Source organism: Agrobacterium albertimagni AOL15 (assembly GCF_000300855.1).
Lineage (GTDB): Bacteria > Pseudomonadota > Alphaproteobacteria > Rhizobiales > Rhizobiaceae > Allorhizobium > Allorhizobium albertimagni.
In genome coordinates, this window is sequence record NZ_ALJF01000011.1 from 25654 (window position 1) to 46062 (window position 20409).

General features: G+C 61.9%; 22 protein-coding genes. 18 read left to right on the forward strand and 4 right to left on the reverse strand.

Annotation, left to right across the window (positions count from 1 at the left end; genetic code table 11):
* Nucleotides 1–40: 40 nt before the first annotated feature.
* The 4 genes from QWE_RS14075 to QWE_RS14090 form a co-directional block, all read right to left on the reverse strand.
* Entirely contained in the window at nt 41–1219 is a 1179-nt protein-coding gene (locus QWE_RS14075) for a phosphoserine transaminase (RefSeq protein WP_006726813.1), read from the reverse strand.
* A gap of 199 nt (nt 1220–1418) precedes the next feature.
* The gene (locus tag QWE_RS14080) at nt 1419–2255 is read right to left on the reverse strand and encodes an outer membrane protein (protein ID WP_006726814.1); all 837 of its coding nucleotides are present in this window, start codon (nt 2253–2255) and stop codon (nt 1419–1421) included.
* Between the two features lie 230 nt (nt 2256–2485).
* Entirely contained in the window at nt 2486–4762 is a 2277-nt protein-coding gene (locus QWE_RS14085) for a methyl-accepting chemotaxis protein (RefSeq protein ID WP_040300303.1), read from the reverse strand.
* Between the two features lie 157 nt (nt 4763–4919).
* Nucleotides 4920–5921 carry an LLM class flavin-dependent oxidoreductase gene (locus tag QWE_RS14090; RefSeq protein WP_006726816.1) on the reverse strand — a complete coding sequence of 334 codons (1002 nt, stop codon included), beginning with the start codon at nt 5919–5921 and terminating at the stop codon, nt 4920–4922.
* A 151-nt stretch (nt 5922–6072) separates the two neighbouring features.
* Here QWE_RS14090 and ruvC point away from each other — a divergent pair, with 151 nt between their 5' ends.
* From ruvC to ftsH, 18 genes are all read left to right on the forward strand, one after another.
* Entirely contained in the window at nt 6073–6585 is a 513-nt protein-coding gene (gene ruvC, locus QWE_RS14095) for a crossover junction endodeoxyribonuclease RuvC (protein ID WP_006726817.1), read from the forward strand.
* A 55-nt stretch (nt 6586–6640) separates the two neighbouring features.
* Entirely contained in the window at nt 6641–6901 is a 261-nt protein-coding gene (locus QWE_RS14100; RefSeq protein WP_006726818.1) for an AbrB/MazE/SpoVT family DNA-binding domain-containing protein, read from the forward strand.
* Complete coding sequence (locus QWE_RS14105; RefSeq protein ID WP_006726819.1) at nt 6882–7301, forward strand: type II toxin-antitoxin system VapC family toxin; 420 nt, start codon at nt 6882–6884, stop codon at nt 7299–7301. The genes QWE_RS14100 and QWE_RS14105 overlap by 20 nt, the downstream gene beginning before the upstream one ends.
* A 16-nt stretch (nt 7302–7317) precedes the next feature.
* Nucleotides 7318–7935 carry a Holliday junction branch migration protein RuvA gene (gene ruvA, locus QWE_RS14110; RefSeq protein ID WP_006726820.1) on the forward strand — a complete coding sequence of 206 codons (618 nt, stop codon included), beginning with the start codon at nt 7318–7320 and terminating at the stop codon, nt 7933–7935.
* Between the two features lie 54 nt (nt 7936–7989).
* Entirely contained in the window at nt 7990–8250 is a 261-nt protein-coding gene (locus QWE_RS14115; RefSeq protein WP_006726821.1) for an AbrB/MazE/SpoVT family DNA-binding domain-containing protein, read from the forward strand.
* Entirely contained in the window at nt 8247–8645 is a 399-nt protein-coding gene (locus QWE_RS14120) for a PIN domain-containing protein (protein WP_006726822.1), read from the forward strand. The genes QWE_RS14115 and QWE_RS14120 overlap by 4 nt, the downstream gene beginning before the upstream one ends.
* Nucleotides 8642–9682, forward strand: coding sequence for a Holliday junction branch migration DNA helicase RuvB (ruvB, locus tag QWE_RS14125; RefSeq protein ID WP_006726823.1), 1041 nt, complete (start codon nt 8642–8644; stop codon nt 9680–9682). Before QWE_RS14120 ends, ruvB begins: the two co-directional genes overlap by 4 nt.
* A 4-nt stretch (nt 9683–9686) precedes the next feature.
* Entirely contained in the window at nt 9687–10196 is a 510-nt protein-coding gene (locus QWE_RS14130) for an NUDIX hydrolase (protein WP_006726824.1), read from the forward strand.
* The gene (locus QWE_RS14135; RefSeq protein ID WP_006726825.1) at nt 10193–10756 is read left to right on the forward strand and encodes a DinB family protein; all 564 of its coding nucleotides are present in this window, start codon (nt 10193–10195) and stop codon (nt 10754–10756) included. Before QWE_RS14130 ends, QWE_RS14135 begins: the two co-directional genes overlap by 4 nt.
* Nucleotides 10757–10843: 87 nt before the next feature.
* Entirely contained in the window at nt 10844–11296 is a 453-nt protein-coding gene (gene ybgC, locus QWE_RS14140) for a tol-pal system-associated acyl-CoA thioesterase (RefSeq protein ID WP_006726826.1), read from the forward strand.
* A 243-nt stretch (nt 11297–11539) separates the two neighbouring features.
* The gene (tolQ, locus tag QWE_RS14145) at nt 11540–12259 is read left to right on the forward strand and encodes a protein TolQ (protein ID WP_006726827.1); all 720 of its coding nucleotides are present in this window, start codon (nt 11540–11542) and stop codon (nt 12257–12259) included.
* A gap of 24 nt (nt 12260–12283) precedes the next feature.
* Nucleotides 12284–12736 carry a protein TolR gene (gene tolR / locus QWE_RS14150; RefSeq protein ID WP_006726828.1) on the forward strand — a complete coding sequence of 151 codons (453 nt, stop codon included), beginning with the start codon at nt 12284–12286 and terminating at the stop codon, nt 12734–12736.
* A gap of 10 nt (nt 12737–12746) precedes the next feature.
* The gene (locus QWE_RS14155) at nt 12747–13781 is read left to right on the forward strand and encodes a cell envelope integrity TolA family protein (protein WP_006726829.1); all 1035 of its coding nucleotides are present in this window, start codon (nt 12747–12749) and stop codon (nt 13779–13781) included.
* A 21-nt stretch (nt 13782–13802) separates the two neighbouring features.
* Nucleotides 13803–15107, forward strand: a complete 1305-nt coding sequence (gene tolB / locus QWE_RS14160; protein WP_006726830.1) for a Tol-Pal system beta propeller repeat protein TolB — start codon at nt 13803–13805, stop codon at nt 15105–15107.
* Between the two features lie 165 nt (nt 15108–15272).
* Complete coding sequence (pal, locus tag QWE_RS14165) at nt 15273–15812, forward strand: peptidoglycan-associated lipoprotein Pal (RefSeq protein WP_006726831.1); 540 nt, start codon at nt 15273–15275, stop codon at nt 15810–15812.
* Nucleotides 15813–15974: 162 nt separating this feature from the next.
* Nucleotides 15975–16964 carry a tol-pal system protein YbgF gene (gene ybgF / locus QWE_RS14170; RefSeq protein WP_006726832.1) on the forward strand — a complete coding sequence of 330 codons (990 nt, stop codon included), beginning with the start codon at nt 15975–15977 and terminating at the stop codon, nt 16962–16964.
* Complete coding sequence (gene tilS, locus QWE_RS14175; RefSeq protein WP_006726833.1) at nt 16964–18289, forward strand: tRNA lysidine(34) synthetase TilS; 1326 nt, start codon at nt 16964–16966, stop codon at nt 18287–18289. The genes ybgF and tilS overlap by 1 nt, the downstream gene beginning before the upstream one ends.
* A gap of 120 nt (nt 18290–18409) precedes the next feature.
* Nucleotides 18410–20341, forward strand: a complete 1932-nt coding sequence (gene ftsH / locus QWE_RS14180) for an ATP-dependent zinc metalloprotease FtsH (protein WP_006726834.1) — start codon at nt 18410–18412, stop codon at nt 20339–20341.
* Nucleotides 20342–20409 lie beyond the last annotated feature (68 nt).

A 20409-nucleotide genomic window follows, 5' to 3' on the forward strand; every position in this document is an offset into this window, starting at 1 on the left:
CGGGGCTCCGCCAATCAGGCGGAGCCGAATTGATCAGCGATCAGGCGGCAGCCTTGGCCAAAGACGCCTTCTGCGTCTCATAGGCGAAGGAGAGCCACGGCATCAGAGCCGCCATGTCGGCGGTTTCGATCGTGGCACCCGCCCAGATGCGAAGGCCGGCCGGCGCATCACGGTAAGCGCCGATGTCGAAGGCGACACCCTGCTTTTCAAGAATGCTGGCAATGCCCTTGGCAAACGCTGCCTGAGCATCGGCATCGAGCGCCGTGACTTCGGGATCAACGATCTTGACGCAGACCGAGGTGTTGGAACGCGTCGCATCGTCAACGGCCAGATTGGCAATCCAGTCGTTCTTCTCGATGAAGTCGAAGATCACCTTGGCATTGGCGTCGGCACGCGCGATCAGGGCCTCAAGGCCACCGATCGACTTCGCCCACTTCAGCGCATCGATATAGTCCTCGACGCAGAGCATCGACGGCGTGTTGATGGTTTCACCGACGAAGATGCCTTCGATCAGCTTGCCACCAGACGTCATGCGGAAGATCTTCGGCAGCGGCCAGGCCGGCACATAGGTCGTCAGGCGCTCGACAGCACGCGGGGACAGGATGATCACGCCGTGACCGCCCTCGCCGCCCAGAACCTTTTGCCAGGAGAAGGTGGTGACATCGAGCTTGGAGAAATCGAGATCCTGCGCGAAGGCCGCAGACGTGGCGTCGCAGATGGTCAGACCCTTGCGGTCATCAGGGATGAAGTCGGCGTTCGGAACGCGGACGCCGGAGGTCGTTCCGTTCCAGGTGAAGACGACATCGCGGTCGAAATCGACTTCGGCAAGGTTCGGCAGCAGACCGTAATCGGCATTGAACTTGCGCACATCGGCAAGCTTCAGCTGCTTCACCACATCGGTGACCCAGCCGGCGCCGAAGCTTTCCCAGGAGAGCATGTCGACGCCGCGTTCGCCGAGCAGCGACCACATGGCCATCTCGACGGCGCCCGTGTCGGAGGCCGGAACGATGCCGATGCGGTAGTCAGCGGGAACCTTGAGAATTTCGCGGGTAAGGTCGATGGCCAGCTTCAGCTTTTCCTTGCCGACCTTGGCGCGGTGCGAACGACCGAGCGGGGCATCGGAAAGCGCGTCGAGCGACCAACCGGGGCGCTTCGAGCAAGGGCCAGAAGAAAAGTAAGCATTCGCCGGACGCGCGGCGGGGGCGACGATATCAGCCATATAGATACCCTTCCAGGTAATTAGCCTCTCGTTGGGGAGAGGTGTCCCGCCGTCGGAACTACTCCTGTCGCCTGACGCAGTCAAGCGGGCGCGCGTCGCATGAGGAGAAATTTTTGTCTCGTCTGCGCCGCCGAAGCTCCGGGCAGAAACGCAAAAGGGCCGCCCGAAGGCAGCCCTGTACTTGATCGCTCAAGGGATCTTACTTGTAGACCGGCAGCTCTGCCGGCGGCTCGTAGGCCACGGGCGTTTCGCAGCCACCGAAGACGTAACGCGCGCCAGCATGGACGCTGTGGCTGTGGAAGCCCTTGTCGTAGCCCGGGCCGCCGTTCAGCGCGTAACCGAACATGTCGCCGCCCGCAGTGTGGCGGAAGCGGTAGCCGAGATCAGCCTTAACGTTGCAGGTCACGTCGATCGAGGCGCCAGCCATCAGCTGATAGGCAAAGCGCCAGCTGCCGGCACCATGGTGCTCGACGGTTGCGTCACATCCGGTACCGTTGTCGGCGCAGGACGTGTTGCGAAGCTTGTCCCACTTGACGTAGGAGCCACCGATACCGCCGCCGATATAGGGCGTGAAGTAGGCATATGTGCCGAGGTCGACATAAGCGTTGGCCATCAGCGTATAGGCGCGCATCGAGGAGACATCAGAGGACGTGCACGGCGTGGCGGAGAAGCCGCACTCGCCGCGTGTCGAGCCGTTGAAGTCGGCCTTGGTCAGGTAGTCGAACGTCAGGTCCGTGCGCAGATAGCTGTTGATCTGATAGCCGACACCGCCGCCGACCCAGAAGCTGTCCTTGATCGAGGACGTGGCGAAGTCGACCTGATTGCCGTTGCTGCCCTGAAAGTAGTTGGCGCCGCGCAGCTTGTTGAAGCTGTAGCCCAGATCGCCGCGCAGGTACCAGCCCGAGGCTTCCGAAACGGCAACTTCGGGAGCATCGACATAAACGGGCTGCGGTTCAGGCTGATAGACATCGGCCGCATAGGCGGCCGAGCTGGCGAGCAGGGCAGCCGTTGCCACGGCAAGAATGGTTTTCGTCATGACAGGATACTCCAAATCCCAGCGTTATCGCGTCAGGCTGTCAAAGACCCAACATCCTGAATTGGGACAGATAATGGAGTGGAAAGGTTAAGTTCGGATTAACTACAGTTCTTAACTTTAGACGTTATCCATTTGCTTACCTTGATACTTAGGGCGAGAAGTCCGGCCCAAAAGAAAAATGCGGCCCGAGGGACCGCATTTCAGTATCTCCCGGTCTGTCCGCGAAGTGCTCAGGCAGCGTGGCGCGCCGTGGGGCGCTCGCCCCCGAGATTGAACAGACCGAGCCGCTGGTCCATTTCGGCCGCCTCGCCCGCGAGGCGATGGATGGCAGCAGTCGTCTCCTCGACCATCGCGGCATTCTGCTGTGTCATCGCATCGAGCTGGTTCACCGACGTGTTGATGTCCACAAGCGTTTGCGCCTCTTCGCGGGTGGAGTCCATGATCTCGGCGATATGGCTGTTGATCGACAGGACATGCGATCCGATGCCATCGAGCGCATTGCCGGCCTTTTCCACCAGCGTCACGCCGTGATCAACTTCGCCGCGCGACTTGGAGAGCAGGCCTGCGATCTCCTTCGCCGCATTCGACGAACGCTGCGCAAGCTCGCGAACCTCCTGTGCGACAACGGCGAAGCCCTTGCCGCTTTCGCCTGCACGCGCCGCCTCGACGCCGGCATTGAGGGCGAGGAGATTGGTCTGGAAAGCGATTTCGTCGATCACCGACACGATCTTGTTGATCTCCATCGAGGATCCCTGGATCGCCTCCATGGCCGCGATTGTATCGCGCATGATGTGGCCGGACATCGCGGTATCGTCCCGCGCGGCCCGGGCGATCCGTTCGGCTTCCTCAGCCCGGGCGATCTGTACCTTCACCGCACCGGTGATTTCCTGGATTGCCGTTGCGGCCTGCGAGATCGCAGCCGCCTGCCGCTCGGTCCGCGCGGCGAGCTGGTCTGCACCCGTCCGCATCTCCTCGGAGCCTTCACGGACGGCGACAGAATTGCCGCCGATGCCGCCAAGTGTGGCACTCAGTGTCTCGATCGCTTTGTTGAAGTTGGAACGCAGCGCTTCGAGATCCGCCGGAAAACGGGTTTCAATGCGGAAGGCGAGATCGCCCGCGGCCAGCCTGTCCAGGCCCTGATCGAGAGTTTCGACCACCTCCTGCAGGGTTCGAGCCTCGCTGTCGCGCTCTTCCATACGCTGGCGGCGTTCTTCTTCGGCGCGCGCCCGTTCTTCCCGGCGCTCGGCTGATTGCCGCTGCTGCTCGATCAGCGCCAGCCGGAAGCGTTCGAGCGCGCGGGCCATGCTGCCGATCTCGTCGCGCCGCTCCTGGTTCTGAACAGGATGGTCGATCTCGCCGTCGGCCACGGCACCGGTAAAGGCGACAAGGCGCTCCAGCGGCGCGAACAGGCGGCGGGTAAAGACCCAGGTCGCCGCGGCAAGAACGCCAAGCGCAATGAGGCCGGTCACGAACAGGATCGTTGCAATGCGGATCGAGCCGGCTTCGAGCTCGGCCGTGGTCAGGCTTTCCGTCACCACGAAGCTCTGGTCACCGAAGGTAATGCGCCGGCCATAGACCATCGCGGCACCTTCAGGACGCTCGCCGGATTGTACGGAAACGCCGTCGCCCGACATGGTGAAATCCGCCCGGACATCGATGAGCTTGCCGGACGCGTCAAGCGCGATCCCGGTGCCCTCGCCCGACAGAATGGCGGCCTTCTGGCTGCTTCCGGCGACAATGCCCTTGGACAGGAGGTTCTCGAAGACATCGGCCTTCACCTGGAACATCAGGCTGCCCTTGTAACCACCAAGCTTGACGAAGGGGACGGCGAAATAGATATCAGGGGCACTGGGATCCGCACCGACCGACAGGCCGGAGAAGTTGACGCCGACGACATCGTCGACCGCTGCTGCCGCTGCCTGCACCGACTGCTGGAAGACACGCCCAAGGTTCGTGGCAGCCCAGCTTCCCTCCGCGAGATTTTCCCCGAATGCAGCGCCCTTCTTGAAGGAGTAGATGACATTGCCGTTCTGATCGGCGATCAGCATGTCGCTGAAGCTCGTGCCTTCGAGATATTCGGCAATCTGGGCCTGCGTGGTCTCATGGGTGGAATAATAGAAACCACTCGGCCCCTCGGGCTTCAGCAGTTTCTCGCGTTCGCCGGGCGGATTGGGATTTTCCGCAACGAAGACACGCTGCAGTTCGGCTTTCGCATCGCCTGTGCTTTTGCTGATGGTGTTCCAACCGCTCTTCAGCCCGGTCATCGACTGCTGCAGCGTCTCGATCTTGGCGATGGAGGCTGCCTGGTTTTCCAGCGCTTGGAGCTTCTCCGTCAGCATGTCGCCTCGGAAAGTCAGCATGCTCGACATCGCCTTCTCGGTCTGCTCGCCGAACAGCGCACTGGAGCTGCGATAGGCAAAGACATTGAGGAGCGCGACGGTGATGAAAGTCAAAACGAGAAAGACGGCAATGACTTTGAACGAAAGCGAGTGGATGCGAGCTGTCATGTTCATTGTTCCCCTGGGCAGTCCAGGCAAGAACCCTGCGCCCACAGATTCATGGCCTGCCGTTTCAAATCGGCAGGCTCCCCTTTATCCGGGAACAATCACCCTCAGCGCTTAATCGGGGGTAAAGATATCAGGCTAATCCCTGTAATCCAGGGGGTTACGCCGTCTGCTTGATGCCCTGTCGGAGACCCGCGAACAGTTCAACGGAGCGTAGGCGGGCGTCAAGGTCGTGCACCGGCATTGAGACGATCACCTCGTCAGGACGAACCTCTGCGATGAAGCGCTCCAGTTTGTCTGATGCCGTCTCCTGGGATCCGACGATCGCATAACGCAAGGTATGTTCGACGCCGATACGCTCGATCTCGGTCCAGAAGCCCTCCATGGTATCGACGGGACGCGGAAACGGCCGCCGGATATTGCGTCGCAGATTGACGAACTGCTGCTGTGCCGAGGTGAAGAGGTGCGACGCCCGCGCATCCGTCTCGGCAATCGCGGCCATGACACCCACCATGACATACGGCTTCTGCAGGCCCGCCGACGGCTGGAACCGTTCGCGGTAGATCTCGACGGCTTCGAGGAGCTGATCGGGCGCAAAATGCGAGGCGAAGGCATAAGGCAGGCCGAGGGCCGCCGCGAGATGCGCGCTATAGAGACTGGAACCAAGGAGCCAGATCGGCACATGGCTGTTCATGCCGGGCACGGCGATCAAGCCGCTCTCTTCATCCGGAGTACCGAGCAGCCGCTGCAATTCGATGATGTCATGGGGGAAGCTTTCAGCGCCGGCTTCCATGTTGCGGCGAAGGGCGCGCGCCGTGCGCATGTCCGTGCCGGGAGCTCGACCGAGACCGAGCTCGATGCGCCCGGGATAGAGCGCCTCCAGCGTTCCGAACTGTTCCGCTATCACCAGCGGCGAATGGTTGGGCAGCATGATGCCGCCCGATCCGACGCGGATCGTCTGCGTGCCGGCAGCGACATGCGAAATGACGAGCGCAGTGGCGGCGCTGGCGATGCCAGGCATGCCATGATGTTCAGCCAGCCAGAAGCGACGGTAACCGTTCTTCTCCGCCGCCTGGGCAAGCCGACGCGACGCATCCAGTGCTTCGCGCACAGTATGCCCTTCGGCAATCGGGGAGAGGTCGAGAATGGAAAACGGGATCATGTCGGCGGCCTTCGATCTTTGAGACCTTTCATGTAGGGAGGGCAGATCAGGCGCCCAAGAGGTGACGATAATAAAATATAATCACTTCGTTTGTTTTTGTTTTGTTCACATTTCAGTGGCACTTCTGCCCCGACCTGCACTAGGATCTGCCATGACTTCAACGATTCGCATCATCGGCATCGATCCGGGCCTACGCCGCTGCGGCTGGGGCGTGATCGAGACACTCGGCAACTCGCTGCGTTTCGTCGCTTCGGGTACGGTCACCTCCGATGGCGATATGGACCTCGCTTCGCGCCTCTGCCAATTGCATGACGGCCTGGCTGAAGTGGTTCACGCCCACAAACCCGACGAAGCGGCTGTCGAACAGACCTTCGTCAACAAGGATGCGGTTGCCACCCTGAAGCTCGGCCAGGCCCGCGGCATCGCCATGCTGGTGCCTGCCCGCGCGGGTCTGCGTGTTTCCGAATACGCGCCGAATGCGGTGAAGAAAGCCGTCATCGGCGTCGGCCATGGCGACAAGAAACAGATCCATATGATGCTGAAGATCCTGATGCCGAAGGCCGAATTCAAGGGCAATGACGCAGCCGATGCCCTCGCCATCGCCATCTGCCACGCCCATAACAGAGGCGGCGAACGCATGCGCCAACTGCTCGCTAGCGCCTGATTTGTTCTTGACTTGTTCCAAGTCTGCATTTAAGTAATACCCCAGAGGTATTACCATGCGCGTTACGGAAAAAGGCCAGGTCACCATTCCGAAGGAAATCCGCGATCGGCTCGACATCAAGCCGGGGTCGGATGTCGACTTCGTCGTCGCGGACACAGGTGTCATGCTGGTCAAGACCGGCGACGCCACGGATGCATTCAAGGACTTCGATGCCTGGGCGCGGAGCGTCCAAGGGACCTTCGACACCAATGGAATGACAGCAGACGAGTATGTCGATTGGCTTCGGGGACCCCGTGATGACCTCGACCATCATTGACACGAATGCGCTGATCGACGTGCTCGGACCAGATAGCGAAACGCGCGTCTGGTCGCTTGATGCAATGAAACGCTGCTTCCATGAAGGGCCGCTCGTGGTCAATCCGGTGATTTGGTCCGAACTAGCAGCCTCGCCCTTGAGCGAGCAGCAGCTGAGCCTGGCCCTTGATTGGCTCGATCTGAAGAAGGAACCGCTATCCTACGAAGTGGCGTTTCGCGCTGGCAAGGCTCATCTTCTCTATCGAAGGAATGGGGGGCAGCGCGAACGCACTCTGCCGGACTTCTTCATCGGCGCACACGCCGCCGTCCGGTCTCACCGGCTACTGACACGGGATGCAGCGCGCTACCGCACCTACTTCCCCGACCTCGACATCATCTCCCCCGAAACCCATCCCCTGTAACGCGACGGACGCATCCATGATCGGCAAACTTAAAGGCACCATCGACGAAATTGGCGACGATTACGTCCTCGTCGATGTCCACGGCGTCTGTTACGTCGCGCATTGCTCGGCCCGCACCTTGTCGCGCATCGGCTCTGCCGGTGAAGCCGTCGTGCTGTTCATCGAGACTTATGTGCGCGAGGACCAGCTGAAGCTCTTCGGCTTTATGAGCGCGCTGGAGCGGGAGTGGTTCAACCTGCTGCAAAGTGTCCAGGGCGTCGGCGCTAAGGTGGCGCTCGCCGTGCTCTCCACCCTCACCCCATCGGAACTGGCGAATGCGATCGCGCTGCAGGACAAAGCCGCCATCTCCCGCGCGCCCGGCGTCGGCCCCAAAGTCGCGCTGCGCCTCGTAACCGAACTGAAGAACAAGGCGCCCGCTTTCGCCGGCGAGGCCGCCGCGAATATCGGCCTCAAGCAGGAACTCGGCGAAGGTGTCGCCTCCGCACCGGTCGCCGACGCGGTCTCGGCGCTCACCAATCTCGGCTACTCCCGCGACCAGGCGGCCAATGCCGTCGCCGCAGCGCTGAAGAACGGCGGCGAAGGGGCTGACAGCGCCAAGTTGATCCGGCTGGGGCTGAAGGAGCTGTCGCGGTGACTTCCTTGCGCAAATTCGAAATCCTTACTATCCTAAAATTGTAAGGAGAAGATCATGAACGTGTTCTATGGGAAGATGACCTCCAAGGGACAAACGACTGTTCCCCAAGAGATCAGAGAGCTTCTGAAGTTGAAGCCGGGTGATCGAATTCGCTACGTCGTGCGAAACGGCGAAGTCGTGATCAAGGCAAAGAACAAACGGTTGATCGATCTGGCGGGTATCCTTCATCGTCCCGACGTTCCGGCCCTCAGCCTGACCGATATTGATGAGGCCATCGGTGATGCCATCGTTGAACATGTGAACCGCAGCACATGATCGGACTCGACACCAACATTTTGCTTCGGCTGATACTTCAAGATGACGAGACACATTCGCAAAAGGCGCTTGCGCTGGTTGGCGGTCTGACGCCGGGAGAACCCGGCTTCGTCAATAGCGCGGTTCTGCTGGAATTCATCTGGACTGCTCGCCGACAGGCCAAGATGTCCAGGGAAGAGCTGAAGCGGATTCTTGGGGGTTTTCTGGACTCGGATAATCTGGTGCTGGAAGATGAGAACGTCATTGAGCTTGCACTGGACGAGATGGAGCGGAGCGAAGAAGAGTTCGCCGACATTTTTATTGCCTTGAAGAACCGCGAACTAGGCTGCCGCTCCACCCTGACCTTTGACAAACGCGCCGCCTCCGGCGTGCCCGGCACGGAACTTCTCGCATGATGACCAACAACCCGATCCTGACGCCGGAAAAGCGTGGTGAAGACCTCGATGCCGCGCTCCGCCCGCAAACGCTCGACGATTTCACCGGTCAGGCCGAGGCGCGCGCCAATCTGAAGATCTTCATCGAGGCGGCAAAGAACCGTGGCGAGGCGCTGGACCATGTGCTCTTCGTCGGCCCTCCCGGCCTCGGCAAGACGACCCTTGCCCAGATCATGGCCAAGGAGCTCGGCGTCAACTTCCGCTCGACCTCAGGCCCAGTGATCGCCAAGGCGGGTGACCTCGCGGCCCTTCTCACCAATCTTGAAGAGCGCGACGTGCTCTTCATCGACGAGATCCATCGCCTGAGCCCCGCCGTCGAGGAAATCCTGTATCCGGCAATGGAAGACTTTCAGCTCGATCTGATCATCGGCGAAGGCCCGGCGGCCCGTTCGGTGAAGATCGACCTGTCGAAGTTCACCCTGGTTGCTGCCACCACCCGCCTGGGGCTTCTGACCACCCCGTTGCGCGACCGCTTCGGCATTCCGGTGCGGCTGAATTTCTACACCGTCGAGGAACTGGAATCGATTGTCCGTCGCGGTGCCCGGCTCCTCAACCTCCCGATGACCGAGGACGGCGCCCGCGAAGTCGCCCGTCGTGCGCGAGGCACACCACGCATCGCCGGCCGCCTGCTGCGCCGTGTGCGCGACTTTGCCGAGGTCGCCCGTGCCGAAGCAGTGACCCGGCAGATTGCCGATGAAGCTCTCACGCGGCTCAATGTCGACAATTTGGGCCTCGACCAACTCGACATGCGCTATCTCTCGATGATCGCCGTCAACTTCGGCGGCGGCCCGGTCGGCATCGAAACCATCGCCGCAGGCCTGTCCGAACCACGCGACGCGATCGAGGACATCATCGAGCCCTACATGATCCAGCAGGGCTTTATCCAGCGCACCCCGCGCGGCCGCGTCTTGACGGCCACCGCCTGGAAGCACCTTGGCATGACGCCGCCGAAGGACCTTGAGGCGGCGCAGTTCAGATTGACGCTGGAGGATGATTGATCCCGTGACCAAACGCACCCTGATCACCATCAAGGACGGCAAGCGACGTTTCAACCATCGCATCGCGGGCCTTGCCTTTCGCGACGGCCACGTTCTTGTCCACCGCGCCACCCACGAGACCTTCTGGACCTTCCCGGGCGGTCGGGCCGAGATCGGCGAGACTTCGACTGAAACGCTGGTGCGCGAAATGCAGGAGGAACTGGGTGTGACGGCCGTGGTCCACGAACTGCTCTGGATCGTCGAGAACTTCTTCGATTACGAGCAGAAGGCCTGGCACGAACTCGGGCTTTACTACCGGATGGAGATCCCGGAGCACTTCCCCTTCCACGCGTCCGACATCATCCACCGCAACGAAGACGGCAAGAACAGCCTCGAATTCAAATGGGTGCCGGCCACGCGCGATGCGCTGATTGCACTCGACATCCCGCCATACTTCATCGCCGACGAGATCGAGAACCTGCCGAGATCTCCGAAGCACATCGTCTGGCACGACGGGAATCTTGACCGGCCATGAGCGCGCTCCGCTTCGTCCGCAAGCTCGCCTATGCCAACATGCTGGCCAACGACCGACTGCATGAGGCAGTCTCGCAGCTGGAGGCTGGAGAATTCGAGGCACCCCGCACGAGCTTCTTTCCGTCACTCGTCGCGACCCTCAACCACATCCTGATCATCGACTGGTTTTATGTCGACGCGCTCGAAGGTGGACAACTCGGTCCAAAGGCATGGGAGAACGAGATTCCCTATTCGGATTCTCGGGAACTCAGGGCCGCGCAACTGGGCTCAGACCAGCGCCTGCTCGCCCTTTGCATGAGGTTGACCGAAGACCGTCTCGCCGAGCCAGTTCAAATCCACCGCGCGGGCCGCATCCAGGTCGAGCGCTGTGACGACGTGCTGTCGCATCTTTTTCAGCATCAGACCCATCATCGTGGCCAGGCACACGCCATGCTGTCGGGCACCGGCATAAAGCCACCGCAGCTCGATGAGTTCATCGTCGCAGACGATGCACAAAACCGCCGGGACGTCCTCCAACGGCTCGGGCTGAAGGAAGCGGACGTCATGGCTCTGGACATCTGAGCACACCGGCGGTAGCGAGCCCCGACTAAAACGCGGCACCGTCCGCAGCCTCTCCACTACGACAGACCGAGCCTTGGGAGCAACGCGATGACAAGCGCCACGACACCGATTACCGTTTCCCTGGCTGGCGAGATCATCGATGGAACGCACCACCTGACGCAGCGCGTCTATTACGAGGACACCGATTTCTCCGGCGCCGTCTACCACGCCCGCTACCTGCATTTCATGGAACGCGCCCGGACCGACTACCTTCGCTGCCTGGGCGTTGCGCAATCGACCCTCTTCGAGACATCCGACGAAGGCCTCGCCTTCATGGTTCATCGGATGGAAATCGACTTCAAGGCCCCTGCCCGCATGGATGACGTTGTCAGCGTCGTCACGCGGACGGAAAAGGCCGGTGGCGCCAAGATGATCCTGCAACAGGAGATCCGCCGCGCAGATCAGCTGCTGATCGCAGCGAAGGTCGTGATCGCGGTCGTCAATCGCAATGGCCGGCCGAGGCGCCTGCCGGACGATCTCGCCAGGCAGTTCCTCACCTGACTTCACAAAGCCCTGATCGAGCTCTGTGGTAACCCCTTTTTAACCTTAATCGGGTCTTACTCGGAGGCTGGAAGATTGTGCAGCGCACGCCTTCCTTTGACCAAATTTTCATACCAGAAGCACTCTGGGAGCTAAGGCGGGAAAAGGGTTTCGGCGGCAGCGACCGCACATTTTCCACAGTAGAGCTCATGTCACCGCCCGGTCCGACCCACCGGGCGTTTGGATTTCGGGGAATTAAAGGCGATGGAACAAGTTGGAATGGCTGCGGCGACCCATGACGTGAGCCTTTGGGGCCTCTTCATGCAGGCGGGCCTGATCGTCAAGCTGGTCATGATCGGCTTGGTGGGCGCCTCCGTCTGGACCTGGGCCATCGTCATCGACAAGTATGTGAGCTATGCTCGCGCGCGGCGCCAGTTCGATCAGTTCGAACAGGTCTTCTGGTCCGGCCAGTCGCTGGAAGAGCTCTACCGCACGCTCGCCGAGCGTAGCAATACCGGCCTTGCCGCCATCTTCGTCGCCGCCATGCGCGAGTGGAAGAAGAGCTTCGAGCGCGGTGCCCGCTCGCCGATCGGCCTTCAGATGCGTATCGACCGCGCCATGGACGTTACCATGGCACGCGAAACCGAGACGCTTGAATCGCGCCTGTCGTCGCTCGCCACCATCGGCTCCGCCGGTCCCTTCATCGGTCTCTTCGGTACCGTCGTAGGCATCATGACCTCCTTCCAGGCCATCGCCGGCTCCAACAATGCAAGCCTCGCGGTCGTCGCCCCCGGTATCGCGGAAGCACTGCTCGCGACCGCCATGGGTCTGATTGCCGCTATTCCCGCCGTCATCGCCTACAACAAGTTTTCAGGCGAGGCCGGCAAGCTCGGCGCACGCATGGAAGGCTTTGCAGACGAATTCTCGGCCATCCTGTCGCGCCAGATCGACGAGAAGCTGCAGCCTCGTCAGGCCGCCCAGTAAAGCTCGGGGAGCAGGAGACGCATCATGGGTATGTCGGTTGGATCGGGTAGCAAGGGCGGCGGACGCCGCGGTCGTCGCGGTGGCAAGAAGGCCCTCGTCAGCGACATCAACGTCACACCCTTCGTCGACGTCGTTCTGGTGCTGCTGATCATCTTCATGGTCGCAGCCCCGATGATGACTGTTGGCGTGCCGATCGACCTGCCGCAAACCCAGGCCCAGGCGATGAGCAGCGAAAATCAGCCGATCACCGTCTCGGTCAATCCGGAAGGCGAGATCTATCTGCAGGAAACGGCGATCCCGATCGAGGAAGTCGTGCCGAAGCTGCAGGCGATCGCCACCACCGGCTACAGTGAACGCATCTTCGTGCGCGCCGACACCGCCGCCACCTACGGCATCGTCATGCAGGTCATGGCGCGGATTTCGGCCGCAGGCTTTACCAATATTGGTCTTGTGACCCTGCAGGAACAGCAGAACTGATCGGACGGACATGAAGGGCAGCCTCTTCACATCCTCGCTTCTGCACACTCTGGCGCTCTCGGCGGCGCTGGTGAGCCTCGGCTCGCCTGAAAAACTCGAATTCGCTCCGATGGAATCGCTCCCGGTCGACATCGTTCCGATCGAGGAGTTCACCCAGATCCAGAAGGGCTCGACGGACGCGCCGATGGCGGAGAAATCCGCGCCCGTGCCGACCAAGAAGCCACCGATTGCGGAGCCCGCCGAGAATATCGGCGACAACGAGGTCGATCTTAAAGCCCCACCGACCCCCTCCAAGCGGCCGGTCGAACAGGAAGTCGCGGCCGCACCGAAGAAGGTCGAGACGCCGGCGCCGACGCCTGATCCGAAGGTTAACGAGGTGAAGGAAGTGGTCAAGGAAGACACGGCTCCCCCACCGGAGCCGGAACCCCAGCCCACGGAGCCTCAGCCGGTCGAACAGGCGGTAGCCGAAGAAATCCCCCTGCCCGAGCAGGCGCCGATCCCGGCTGCCCGCCCGAAGCCCGAGATCGCCAAGCCGGCGGAGAAGAAGCCGGCGCCCAAGCCTGACGCCAAGAAAGACACCAAGGCGCAGGAAACGGCGAAATCCAAGCCGCAGATGGAAAGCGACTTCAACGCCGACGAAGTGGCAGCCCTTCTCAACAAGACGGATGCCGCCGGCGGTGGCGCGAAGCGTTCCACCGATCAGGAAGCCCTGGGCGGCCGCACCGACACCGGCGGCTCGAAGCTCAGCCAGAGCGAACTCGATGCACTGCGTGGCGTCATCCAGGACAACTGGCTGATCACGCCGGGCATGGCGGATGCCGCCGACGTTCGCATCCGCGTCACCTTCCGCCTCGACCAGAACGGCGCGCTGATCGGCGAACCCGAAGCGACGGCCACCGGCGGCTCGCCCTCGGCCCAACAGGTCCTCATGAGCGGCGCCGTTCGCGCCGTGCGCAAGTCCGCCCCCTTCACCAATCTGCCCCCGGACAAATACGACGCTTGGTCTGAAGTTGTCGTCAATTTCGACCCCAGCGAACTGATGTAAGAGCTGAAAGGCTTGGTAAGCATGAAAACTCTCCTCCTCCGACTTCTGCTGGTCTGTGCCGGCATGGCAGCTGCCTTTGTGGCGCCTGCAAACGCAGCCGTTGAAATCAACATCAACCGCGGCAACGTCCAACCGCTGCCGATCGCCATCACCGACTTCATCTCGGCCGATGGCATCGGCGCGCAGATCTCTGCGGTCGTGGAAGCCGACCTGAAGCGCTCGGGCCTCTTTGCCCCGGTCAACCGTGCGGCCTTCATCGAGAAGATTCAGAACCCCGATCAGGCACCGCGCTTTCCCGACTGGACAGCCCTGAAGGCCGAGGCCCTGGTCGTCGGCCGCATCGTGCGCGAACCCGATGGCCGCCTGCGCGCCGAATTCCGCCTCTGGGACACCTTCGGTGGCCAGCAGATGACCGGCCAGCAGTTCTTCACCGATCCGAAGAACTGGCGCCGCGTCGCCCATATGATCGCCGACGCGATCTATGAGCGCATCACCGGCGAAAAGGGCTATTTCGACACCCGTGTCGTCTTCGTCTCGGAGAGCGGCCCGAAGACCGACCGCAAGCGCCAGCTGGCCATCATGGACCAGGACGGCGAAAACATCCGCATGCTGACCAACAGCAACGACATCGTCCTGACGCCGCGCTTCTCGCCGAGCCGCCAGGAAATCACCTACATGTCGTTCGAGGGCCAGCAGCCGCGCGTCTACCTCCTGCAGCTGGAAACCGGCGCCCGCGAAGTGGTCGGCAACTTCCCCGGCATGACCTTTGCGCCGCGCTTCTCGCCCGACGGCCAGCGGGTCATCATGAGCCTGCAGCAGGACGGAAACGCCAATATCTACACGATGGATCTGCGGTCGCGCACCACGACACGTCTGACGAACACGGCCGCGATCGACACCTCGCCGTCCTATTCGCCCGATGGCAGCCAGATCGTCTTCGAAAGTGACCGTGGCGGCCGCCAGCAGCTCTATGTCATGGGTGCCGACGGCTCCGGCCAGCGCCGCATTTCATTCGGTGACGGTTCCTACTCGACCCCGGTCTGGTCGCCCCGCGGCGATCTGATCGCCTTCACCAAGCAGTCCGGCGGCCGGTTCTCCATCGGCGTCATGAAGACTGACGGCTCCGGCGAACGCATCCTGACCACAGGCTTCCACAACGAAGGCCCGACCTGGGCACCGAACGGACGCGTGCTGATGTTCTTCCGCCAGAACGCTGGCGCCGGTGGCCCGCAGCTCTACTCGATCGACTTGTCGGGCTACAACGAGCAACTGGTGAAGACGCCATCCTTCGCCTCCGACCCGGCCTGGTCGCCGCTGATGGAATAGTGACTGGAAAGAGGCGCAATTGCGCCTCTTTCTTGCCTCAAAGGGCCGGCAATTGCGCTGTTTCTGACGAGAATTGACGCTTCGTTAACCATAATTGTTGGAAGCCGGTTAACCGCGATTGGTTATGCTCCGGCAACCCTAACAGAGAATTCAAGGAGACCGGCGATGAGCCGCATTCATTCCCCGGCCACGAGCCGCCTGCAGAAGATGGCAACCAATCCGGCCATGGTCGCATTTGCCGTGGCCCTCGCCCTTGCCGGCTGCGCCAACAAGAAGAACCTGCCGAACAGCGCCGGCGAACTCGGCCTCGGCGCCGGTGGCGCTGGCGCCGCCACCCCCGGCTCGGCCCAGGACTTCACCGTCAACGTCGGCGACCGCATCTTCTTCGACACCGACTCCACCGCCATCCGCGCCGATGCCGCCCAGACGCTTGATCGTCAGGCGCAGTGGCTGCAGCGTTACCCGAACTACGCGATCACGATCGAAGGCCATGCCGACGAACGCGGCACCCGCGAGTACAACCTGGCACTGGGTGCCCGCCGTGCAGCTGCGACCCGCGACTACCTCGCACAGCGTGGCGTTCCGGCTCAGCGCCTGAAGACCATTTCCTACGGCAAGGAACGTCCGGTCGCCGTTTGCGACGACATCTCCTGCTGGTCGCAGAACCGCCGCGCCGTCACTGTTCTCGGTGGCGCCGGCATGTGATCCGGCTCACCCGGTCATCACCAGAGCTTGAAGGCGGCCCATGGGCCGCCTTTTACTTTTCTCCTTACTTTGGCCGAACTTGGTTGCTTTTTGCAGGCAATTGGGAAAACTCCTGTCGGCGCTGGTTCGGCGCAAAATCATCGCGAAAACAGGAAAAGGAACATGAACAAACTTGTGATGGCCGCTCTGTTTGCGACGGCCTCGCTTACCGGACTGAGCAGCGCTGCTAACGCATTTCAGCTGTTTCCGAATGTCCAGCTCGGCCAGAAGGCAACCGGACAAACGCCGAAGGCAGACGTCCAGTTCGCTCAAGCGACGGATCCGACCTTGCGTGTCCAGCAGCTTGAGGAAGAAATCCGCGCCCTGAATGGCCGGATCGAGGAAATGAGCTTCCAGCTCCTGCAGATGCAGGAAGCCATCCGAAAGCAGCAGGAAGACAATGAGTTCCGCTTCCAGGATCTCGAGAAGAAGAGCGGCTCGCTGACGCGTCCTGCCACAGCCGGCGACCAGCAGGATTCGGTCGCAGAGATCATCACCGAAACCCCGGACGTCGGCGTAACCGCCGACGCTTCCGGTCTCGGATCCGGGACGGCACCCGGCGAACAGACGCTCGGCTCCATCGCGCTCGACGAAAGCGGCATGCCCGTCACGGCCACGCTCAACCAGGATGCGCTGAACAACAGCTCGACCGCCCTGCCCGGCGTCGATACCGGCGTGACCGCCCCCTCGACGACGCCTCCGTCTGCGCCGCAGCAGACCGCCTCGCTCAATTCCGAGGGCGACGTCTATCAGATTGCCTATGCCCATGTGCTCTCCGGCGACTATTCGCTGGCCGAGAGCGAGTTCCGCGACTTCATCGCGGCCTATCCGAGCAGCGCCAAGATCGCCGATGCGCATTTCTGGCTCGGAGAAGCGCTTTACTCCCAGGGCAATTTCAACGAGGCGGCCAAGACCTTCCTCAACGCCCATCAGACCTACAACACCTCGCCGAAGGCGCCTGAGATGCTGCTGAAGCTCGGCATGTCGCTCGCCGCCCTCGACAATACCGAGACCGCCTGCGCCACGCTGCGCGAAGTCTCGAAGCGCTACCCTAAGGCTTCCCGCGCCGTCGTATCGAAGGTCGCGAGCGAGCAGAAGCGCCTCAGCTGCTGATGAGCGCCGTCCTCGCGGCAGGGTCTTCACTGCCCGAACGCTCGCCCGAAGCCGCGATCCAAGACTTTCTCCTCTCCCTCAACCGTCCCATGCGCCTGCTCGTTGCCGTATCCGGTGGCAGCGATTCGCTCGGCCTGCTTTTGTCGCTGAAGCGCGCGATCGACGGACAGACATATGCTCACCGCCACTCTCTTTCCGCCGCAACCATCGACCACGGCCTGAGGCCAGAAGCCGCCGACGAGGCTGAGCAGGTCGCGATACTATGCAGAGAGCTCGGCGTCCCGCACCGGATCGAACGCTGGACCGGCGAGAAGCCCACGACCGGCCTCTCCGCTGCCGCTCGCGAGGCGCGTTATCGGTTGCTCGCCCATGCAGCAGACACCTACGACGCCGACGCAATCGTCACCGGCCATACCCTAGACGATCAGATCGAGACTGTGGCCATGCGCGCCGGTCGCTCCGCCGACGCTGTCCTCGGTCTTTCCGGCATGGCGCCTGCCACCCTGTATGCCGGCCGCCTCTGGATCCTCCGCCCATTTCTTCACACGCGCCGTGCCGCGATCCGCAGCAGCCTCGAGGCCTCAGGCCGGGCATGGATCGACGACCCGAGCAATGACGATCCCCACTACGAGCGCGTCCGGACACGGCGCACTGCTCCGAGAGTCGATGCCGCCACGATCGACGCTGCCGCCCGACAGAGAATATCCCTTTCGGGACAAGCGGCAGTCTGGCTGAGACGCCACGCGATTGCCGGCCCCGGAATGCTGGTGCGCGTTTCGCTGGATGCCTCCGGAGATTCGGAGAAGGAAGTTCGCGATCATGCTCTCGGTGCGCTGGTCGCCGTGCTCGGCGGCAAGCCGCATCGTCCGGGTGCAGACAGTCTTGCGAGGCTGAGCCGCAACCTGGACGAAGGTACCGATTTTCGCCTGACCCTGTCAGGTGCGCTCATCCTTCGACGGCGTGATCGGCTCTATCTGGTGCGTGAAAGGCGCGGTCTTTTGCCGCTGTCTTATTTACCAGGGGCAATCGGTGTCTGGGACGGCCGCTATACAATCCTGAATTTAAGCGACGCGGAGATCACGGTCACGGGCGGCCCTGCACCCACAATCGACCCTGCCCTGCCCGGCTCGATCCGTTCTGCATTGCAGGGAAACGCGCCACAAATCATTGATATCGATGGCATTTCCTACCAGCAGGGCGCACTCGTGACGGTCGTACCACGGCTCTCGCTCTACGCGGATTTCATGCCCTGTTTCGACCAGCTATTGGCCGATGCGATGGCCAAACTGATTGGCGCGGAACCGAGCCCCCGCTGTCCCATTTAAGACTTATTGACGGAAAACGATCTGTGAAGGCCCGTTTGCCTTGGCAAGGATGCGGCGCGATCCTATGTTAGAGAGTAATTCTGCGGGGCTTCGTCCCGCACCACAGGTTCGGGGAGTTCAATGAACCCAAATTTTCGCAATTTCGCGCTCTGGGCGATTATCGCACTGTTGCTGATCGCGCTCTTCAGCATGTTCCAGACCTCGCCGTCGCAGACGGCCTCGAGCGAGGTGCCTTATTCGCAGTTCCTCCGAGAGGTGGATGCAGGGCGCGTGCGGGAAGTGACGGTCACTGGCAATCGCGTTCTCGGCAAGTATGTCGAGTCTGGAACAGCCTTCCAGACCTACGCCCCCGTGGTCGACGACAACCTGCTGACCAAGCTGGAAGCCAAGAACGTGATGATCGTGGCCCGTCCTGAGACGGACGGATCCTCCGGCTTCCTGAGCTATATCGGCACGCTTCTCCCCATGCTGCTGATTCTCGGCGTCTGGCTCTTCTTCATGCGCCAGATGCAGGGTGGCTCGCGTGGTGCCATGGGCTTTGGCAAGTCCAAGGCCAAGCTTCTGACGGAAGCGCACGGCCGCGTAACTTTCGATGACGTTGCAGGCGTTGACGAAGCCAAGCAGGATCTGGAAGAAATCGTCGAATTCCTGCGCGATCCGCAGAAGTTCCAGCGCCTCGGTGGCAAGATCCCGCGCGGCGTGCTGCTCGTCGGCCCTCCGGGCACGGGTAAGACGCTTCTCGCCCGCTCCGTTGCCGGCGAAGCCAATGTGCCCTTCTTCACCATTTCCGGCTCGGACTTCGTCGAAATGTTTGTCGGCGTCGGTGCAAGCCGCGTTCGCGACATGTTCGAACAGGCCAAGAAGAATGCGCCTTGCATCATCTTCATCGATGAAATCGACGCCGTCGGTCGCCATCGTGGCGCCGGTCTCGGCGGCGGCAACGACGAACGCGAGCAGACGCTGAACCAGCTGCTCGTCGAGATGGACGGCTTCGAAGCCAATGAAGGCATCATCTTGATCGCGGCGACCAACCGTCCCGACGTTCTCGACCCCGCCCTTCTGCGTCCGGGCCGCTTCGACCGTCAGGTTGTCGTGCCGAACCCCGACATCGTCGGTCGTGAGCGCATTCTGAAGGTTCATGCCCGCAACGTGCCTTTGGCCCCGAATGTCGACCTCAAGGTTCTCGCGCGTGGTACGCCCGGCTTCTCCGGTGCCGACCTGATGAACCTCGTCAACGAAGCTGCCCTGATGGCCGCCCGCCGCAACAAGCGCGTCGTCACCATGTCGGAGTTCGAAGACGCCAAGGACAAGATCATGATGGGCGCGGAACGCCGGTCCTCCGCCATGACCGAGGCCGAAAAGAAGCTGACCGCCTACCACGAAGCCGGACATGCGATCACCGCATTGCAGGTGCCGGTCGCCGATCCGCTGCACAAGGCAACCATCATCCCGCGCGGCCGTGCGCTCGGCATGGTCATGCAGCTCCCCGAGGGCGACCGCTACTCGATGAGCTACAAGTGGATGGTCTCGCGCCTCGTCATCATGATGGGTGGCCGCGTGGCTGAAGAACTGACCTTCGGCAAGGAAAACATCACCTCCGGCGCGTCTTCCGACATCGAGCAGGCGACGAAGCTTGCCCGCGCCATGGTTACCCAGTGGGGCTTCTCGGATGTCCTCGGCCAGGTCGCCTATGGTGAGAACCAGCAGGAAGTCTTCCTCGGTCATTCGGTTTCGCAGTCGAAGAACGTCTCGGAATCGACCGCCCAGAAGATCGACATGGAAGTGCGCCGCCTGATCGACGAAGCCTATACCGAGGCCCGTCGCATCCTGACCGACCACCACGATGAATTTGTGGCGATCGCTGAAGGCCTGCTCGAATACGAGACGCTTTCGGGCGAAGAGATCAAGGCGCTGATCCGCGGTGAGAAGCCGTCCCGCGACAGTGGCGACGACAGCACGCCGAGCCGAGGCTCCGCCGTACCCTCGACCGGTCGCAAGGATGCGCCCAAGGGCGGCGAACCGGAAGGCGGGCTGGAACCCCAGCCGCACTGATCGCACGCGACAGAGATCAAGCGAAAGGCCACTCTTCACGGGGTGGCCTTTTTTGTATTGAACGGGAC

What these genes read in the sequence shown, in the direction of transcription:
- QWE_RS14075 (WP_006726813.1), bottom strand. Translation starts at nt 1,219, where the DNA reads ATGGCTGATATCGTCGCCCCCGCCGCGCGTCCGGCGAATGCTTACTTT.
- QWE_RS14080 (WP_006726814.1), bottom strand. Translation starts at nt 2,255, where the DNA reads ATGACGAAAACCATTCTTGCCGTGGCAACGGCTGCCCTGCTCGCCAGC.
- QWE_RS14085 (WP_040300303.1), bottom strand. Translation starts at nt 4,762, where the DNA reads ATGACAGCTCGCATCCACTCGCTTTCGTTCAAAGTCATTGCCGTCTTT.
- QWE_RS14090 (WP_006726816.1), bottom strand. Translation starts at nt 5,921, where the DNA reads ATGATCCCGTTTTCCATTCTCGACCTCTCCCCGATTGCCGAAGGGCAT.
- ruvC (WP_006726817.1), top strand. Translation starts at nt 6,073, where the DNA reads ATGACTTCAACGATTCGCATCATCGGCATCGATCCGGGCCTACGCCGC.
- QWE_RS14100 (WP_006726818.1), top strand. Translation starts at nt 6,641, where the DNA reads ATGCGCGTTACGGAAAAAGGCCAGGTCACCATTCCGAAGGAAATCCGC.
- QWE_RS14105 (WP_006726819.1), top strand. Translation starts at nt 6,882, where the DNA reads ATGACCTCGACCATCATTGACACGAATGCGCTGATCGACGTGCTCGGA.
- ruvA (WP_006726820.1), top strand. Translation starts at nt 7,318, where the DNA reads ATGATCGGCAAACTTAAAGGCACCATCGACGAAATTGGCGACGATTAC.
- QWE_RS14115 (WP_006726821.1), top strand. Translation starts at nt 7,990, where the DNA reads ATGAACGTGTTCTATGGGAAGATGACCTCCAAGGGACAAACGACTGTT.
- QWE_RS14120 (WP_006726822.1), top strand. Translation starts at nt 8,247, where the DNA reads ATGATCGGACTCGACACCAACATTTTGCTTCGGCTGATACTTCAAGAT.
- ruvB (WP_006726823.1), top strand. Translation starts at nt 8,642, where the DNA reads ATGATGACCAACAACCCGATCCTGACGCCGGAAAAGCGTGGTGAAGAC.
- QWE_RS14135 (WP_006726825.1), top strand. Translation starts at nt 10,193, where the DNA reads ATGAGCGCGCTCCGCTTCGTCCGCAAGCTCGCCTATGCCAACATGCTG.
- ybgC (WP_006726826.1), top strand. Translation starts at nt 10,844, where the DNA reads ATGACAAGCGCCACGACACCGATTACCGTTTCCCTGGCTGGCGAGATC.
- tolQ (WP_006726827.1), top strand. Translation starts at nt 11,540, where the DNA reads ATGGAACAAGTTGGAATGGCTGCGGCGACCCATGACGTGAGCCTTTGG.
- tolR (WP_006726828.1), top strand. Translation starts at nt 12,284, where the DNA reads ATGGGTATGTCGGTTGGATCGGGTAGCAAGGGCGGCGGACGCCGCGGT.
- QWE_RS14155 (WP_006726829.1), top strand. Translation starts at nt 12,747, where the DNA reads ATGAAGGGCAGCCTCTTCACATCCTCGCTTCTGCACACTCTGGCGCTC.
- tolB (WP_006726830.1), top strand. Translation starts at nt 13,803, where the DNA reads ATGAAAACTCTCCTCCTCCGACTTCTGCTGGTCTGTGCCGGCATGGCA.
- pal (WP_006726831.1), top strand. Translation starts at nt 15,273, where the DNA reads ATGAGCCGCATTCATTCCCCGGCCACGAGCCGCCTGCAGAAGATGGCA.
- ybgF (WP_006726832.1), top strand. Translation starts at nt 15,975, where the DNA reads ATGAACAAACTTGTGATGGCCGCTCTGTTTGCGACGGCCTCGCTTACC.
- tilS (WP_006726833.1), top strand. Translation starts at nt 16,964, where the DNA reads ATGAGCGCCGTCCTCGCGGCAGGGTCTTCACTGCCCGAACGCTCGCCC.
- ftsH (WP_006726834.1), top strand. Translation starts at nt 18,410, where the DNA reads ATGAACCCAAATTTTCGCAATTTCGCGCTCTGGGCGATTATCGCACTG.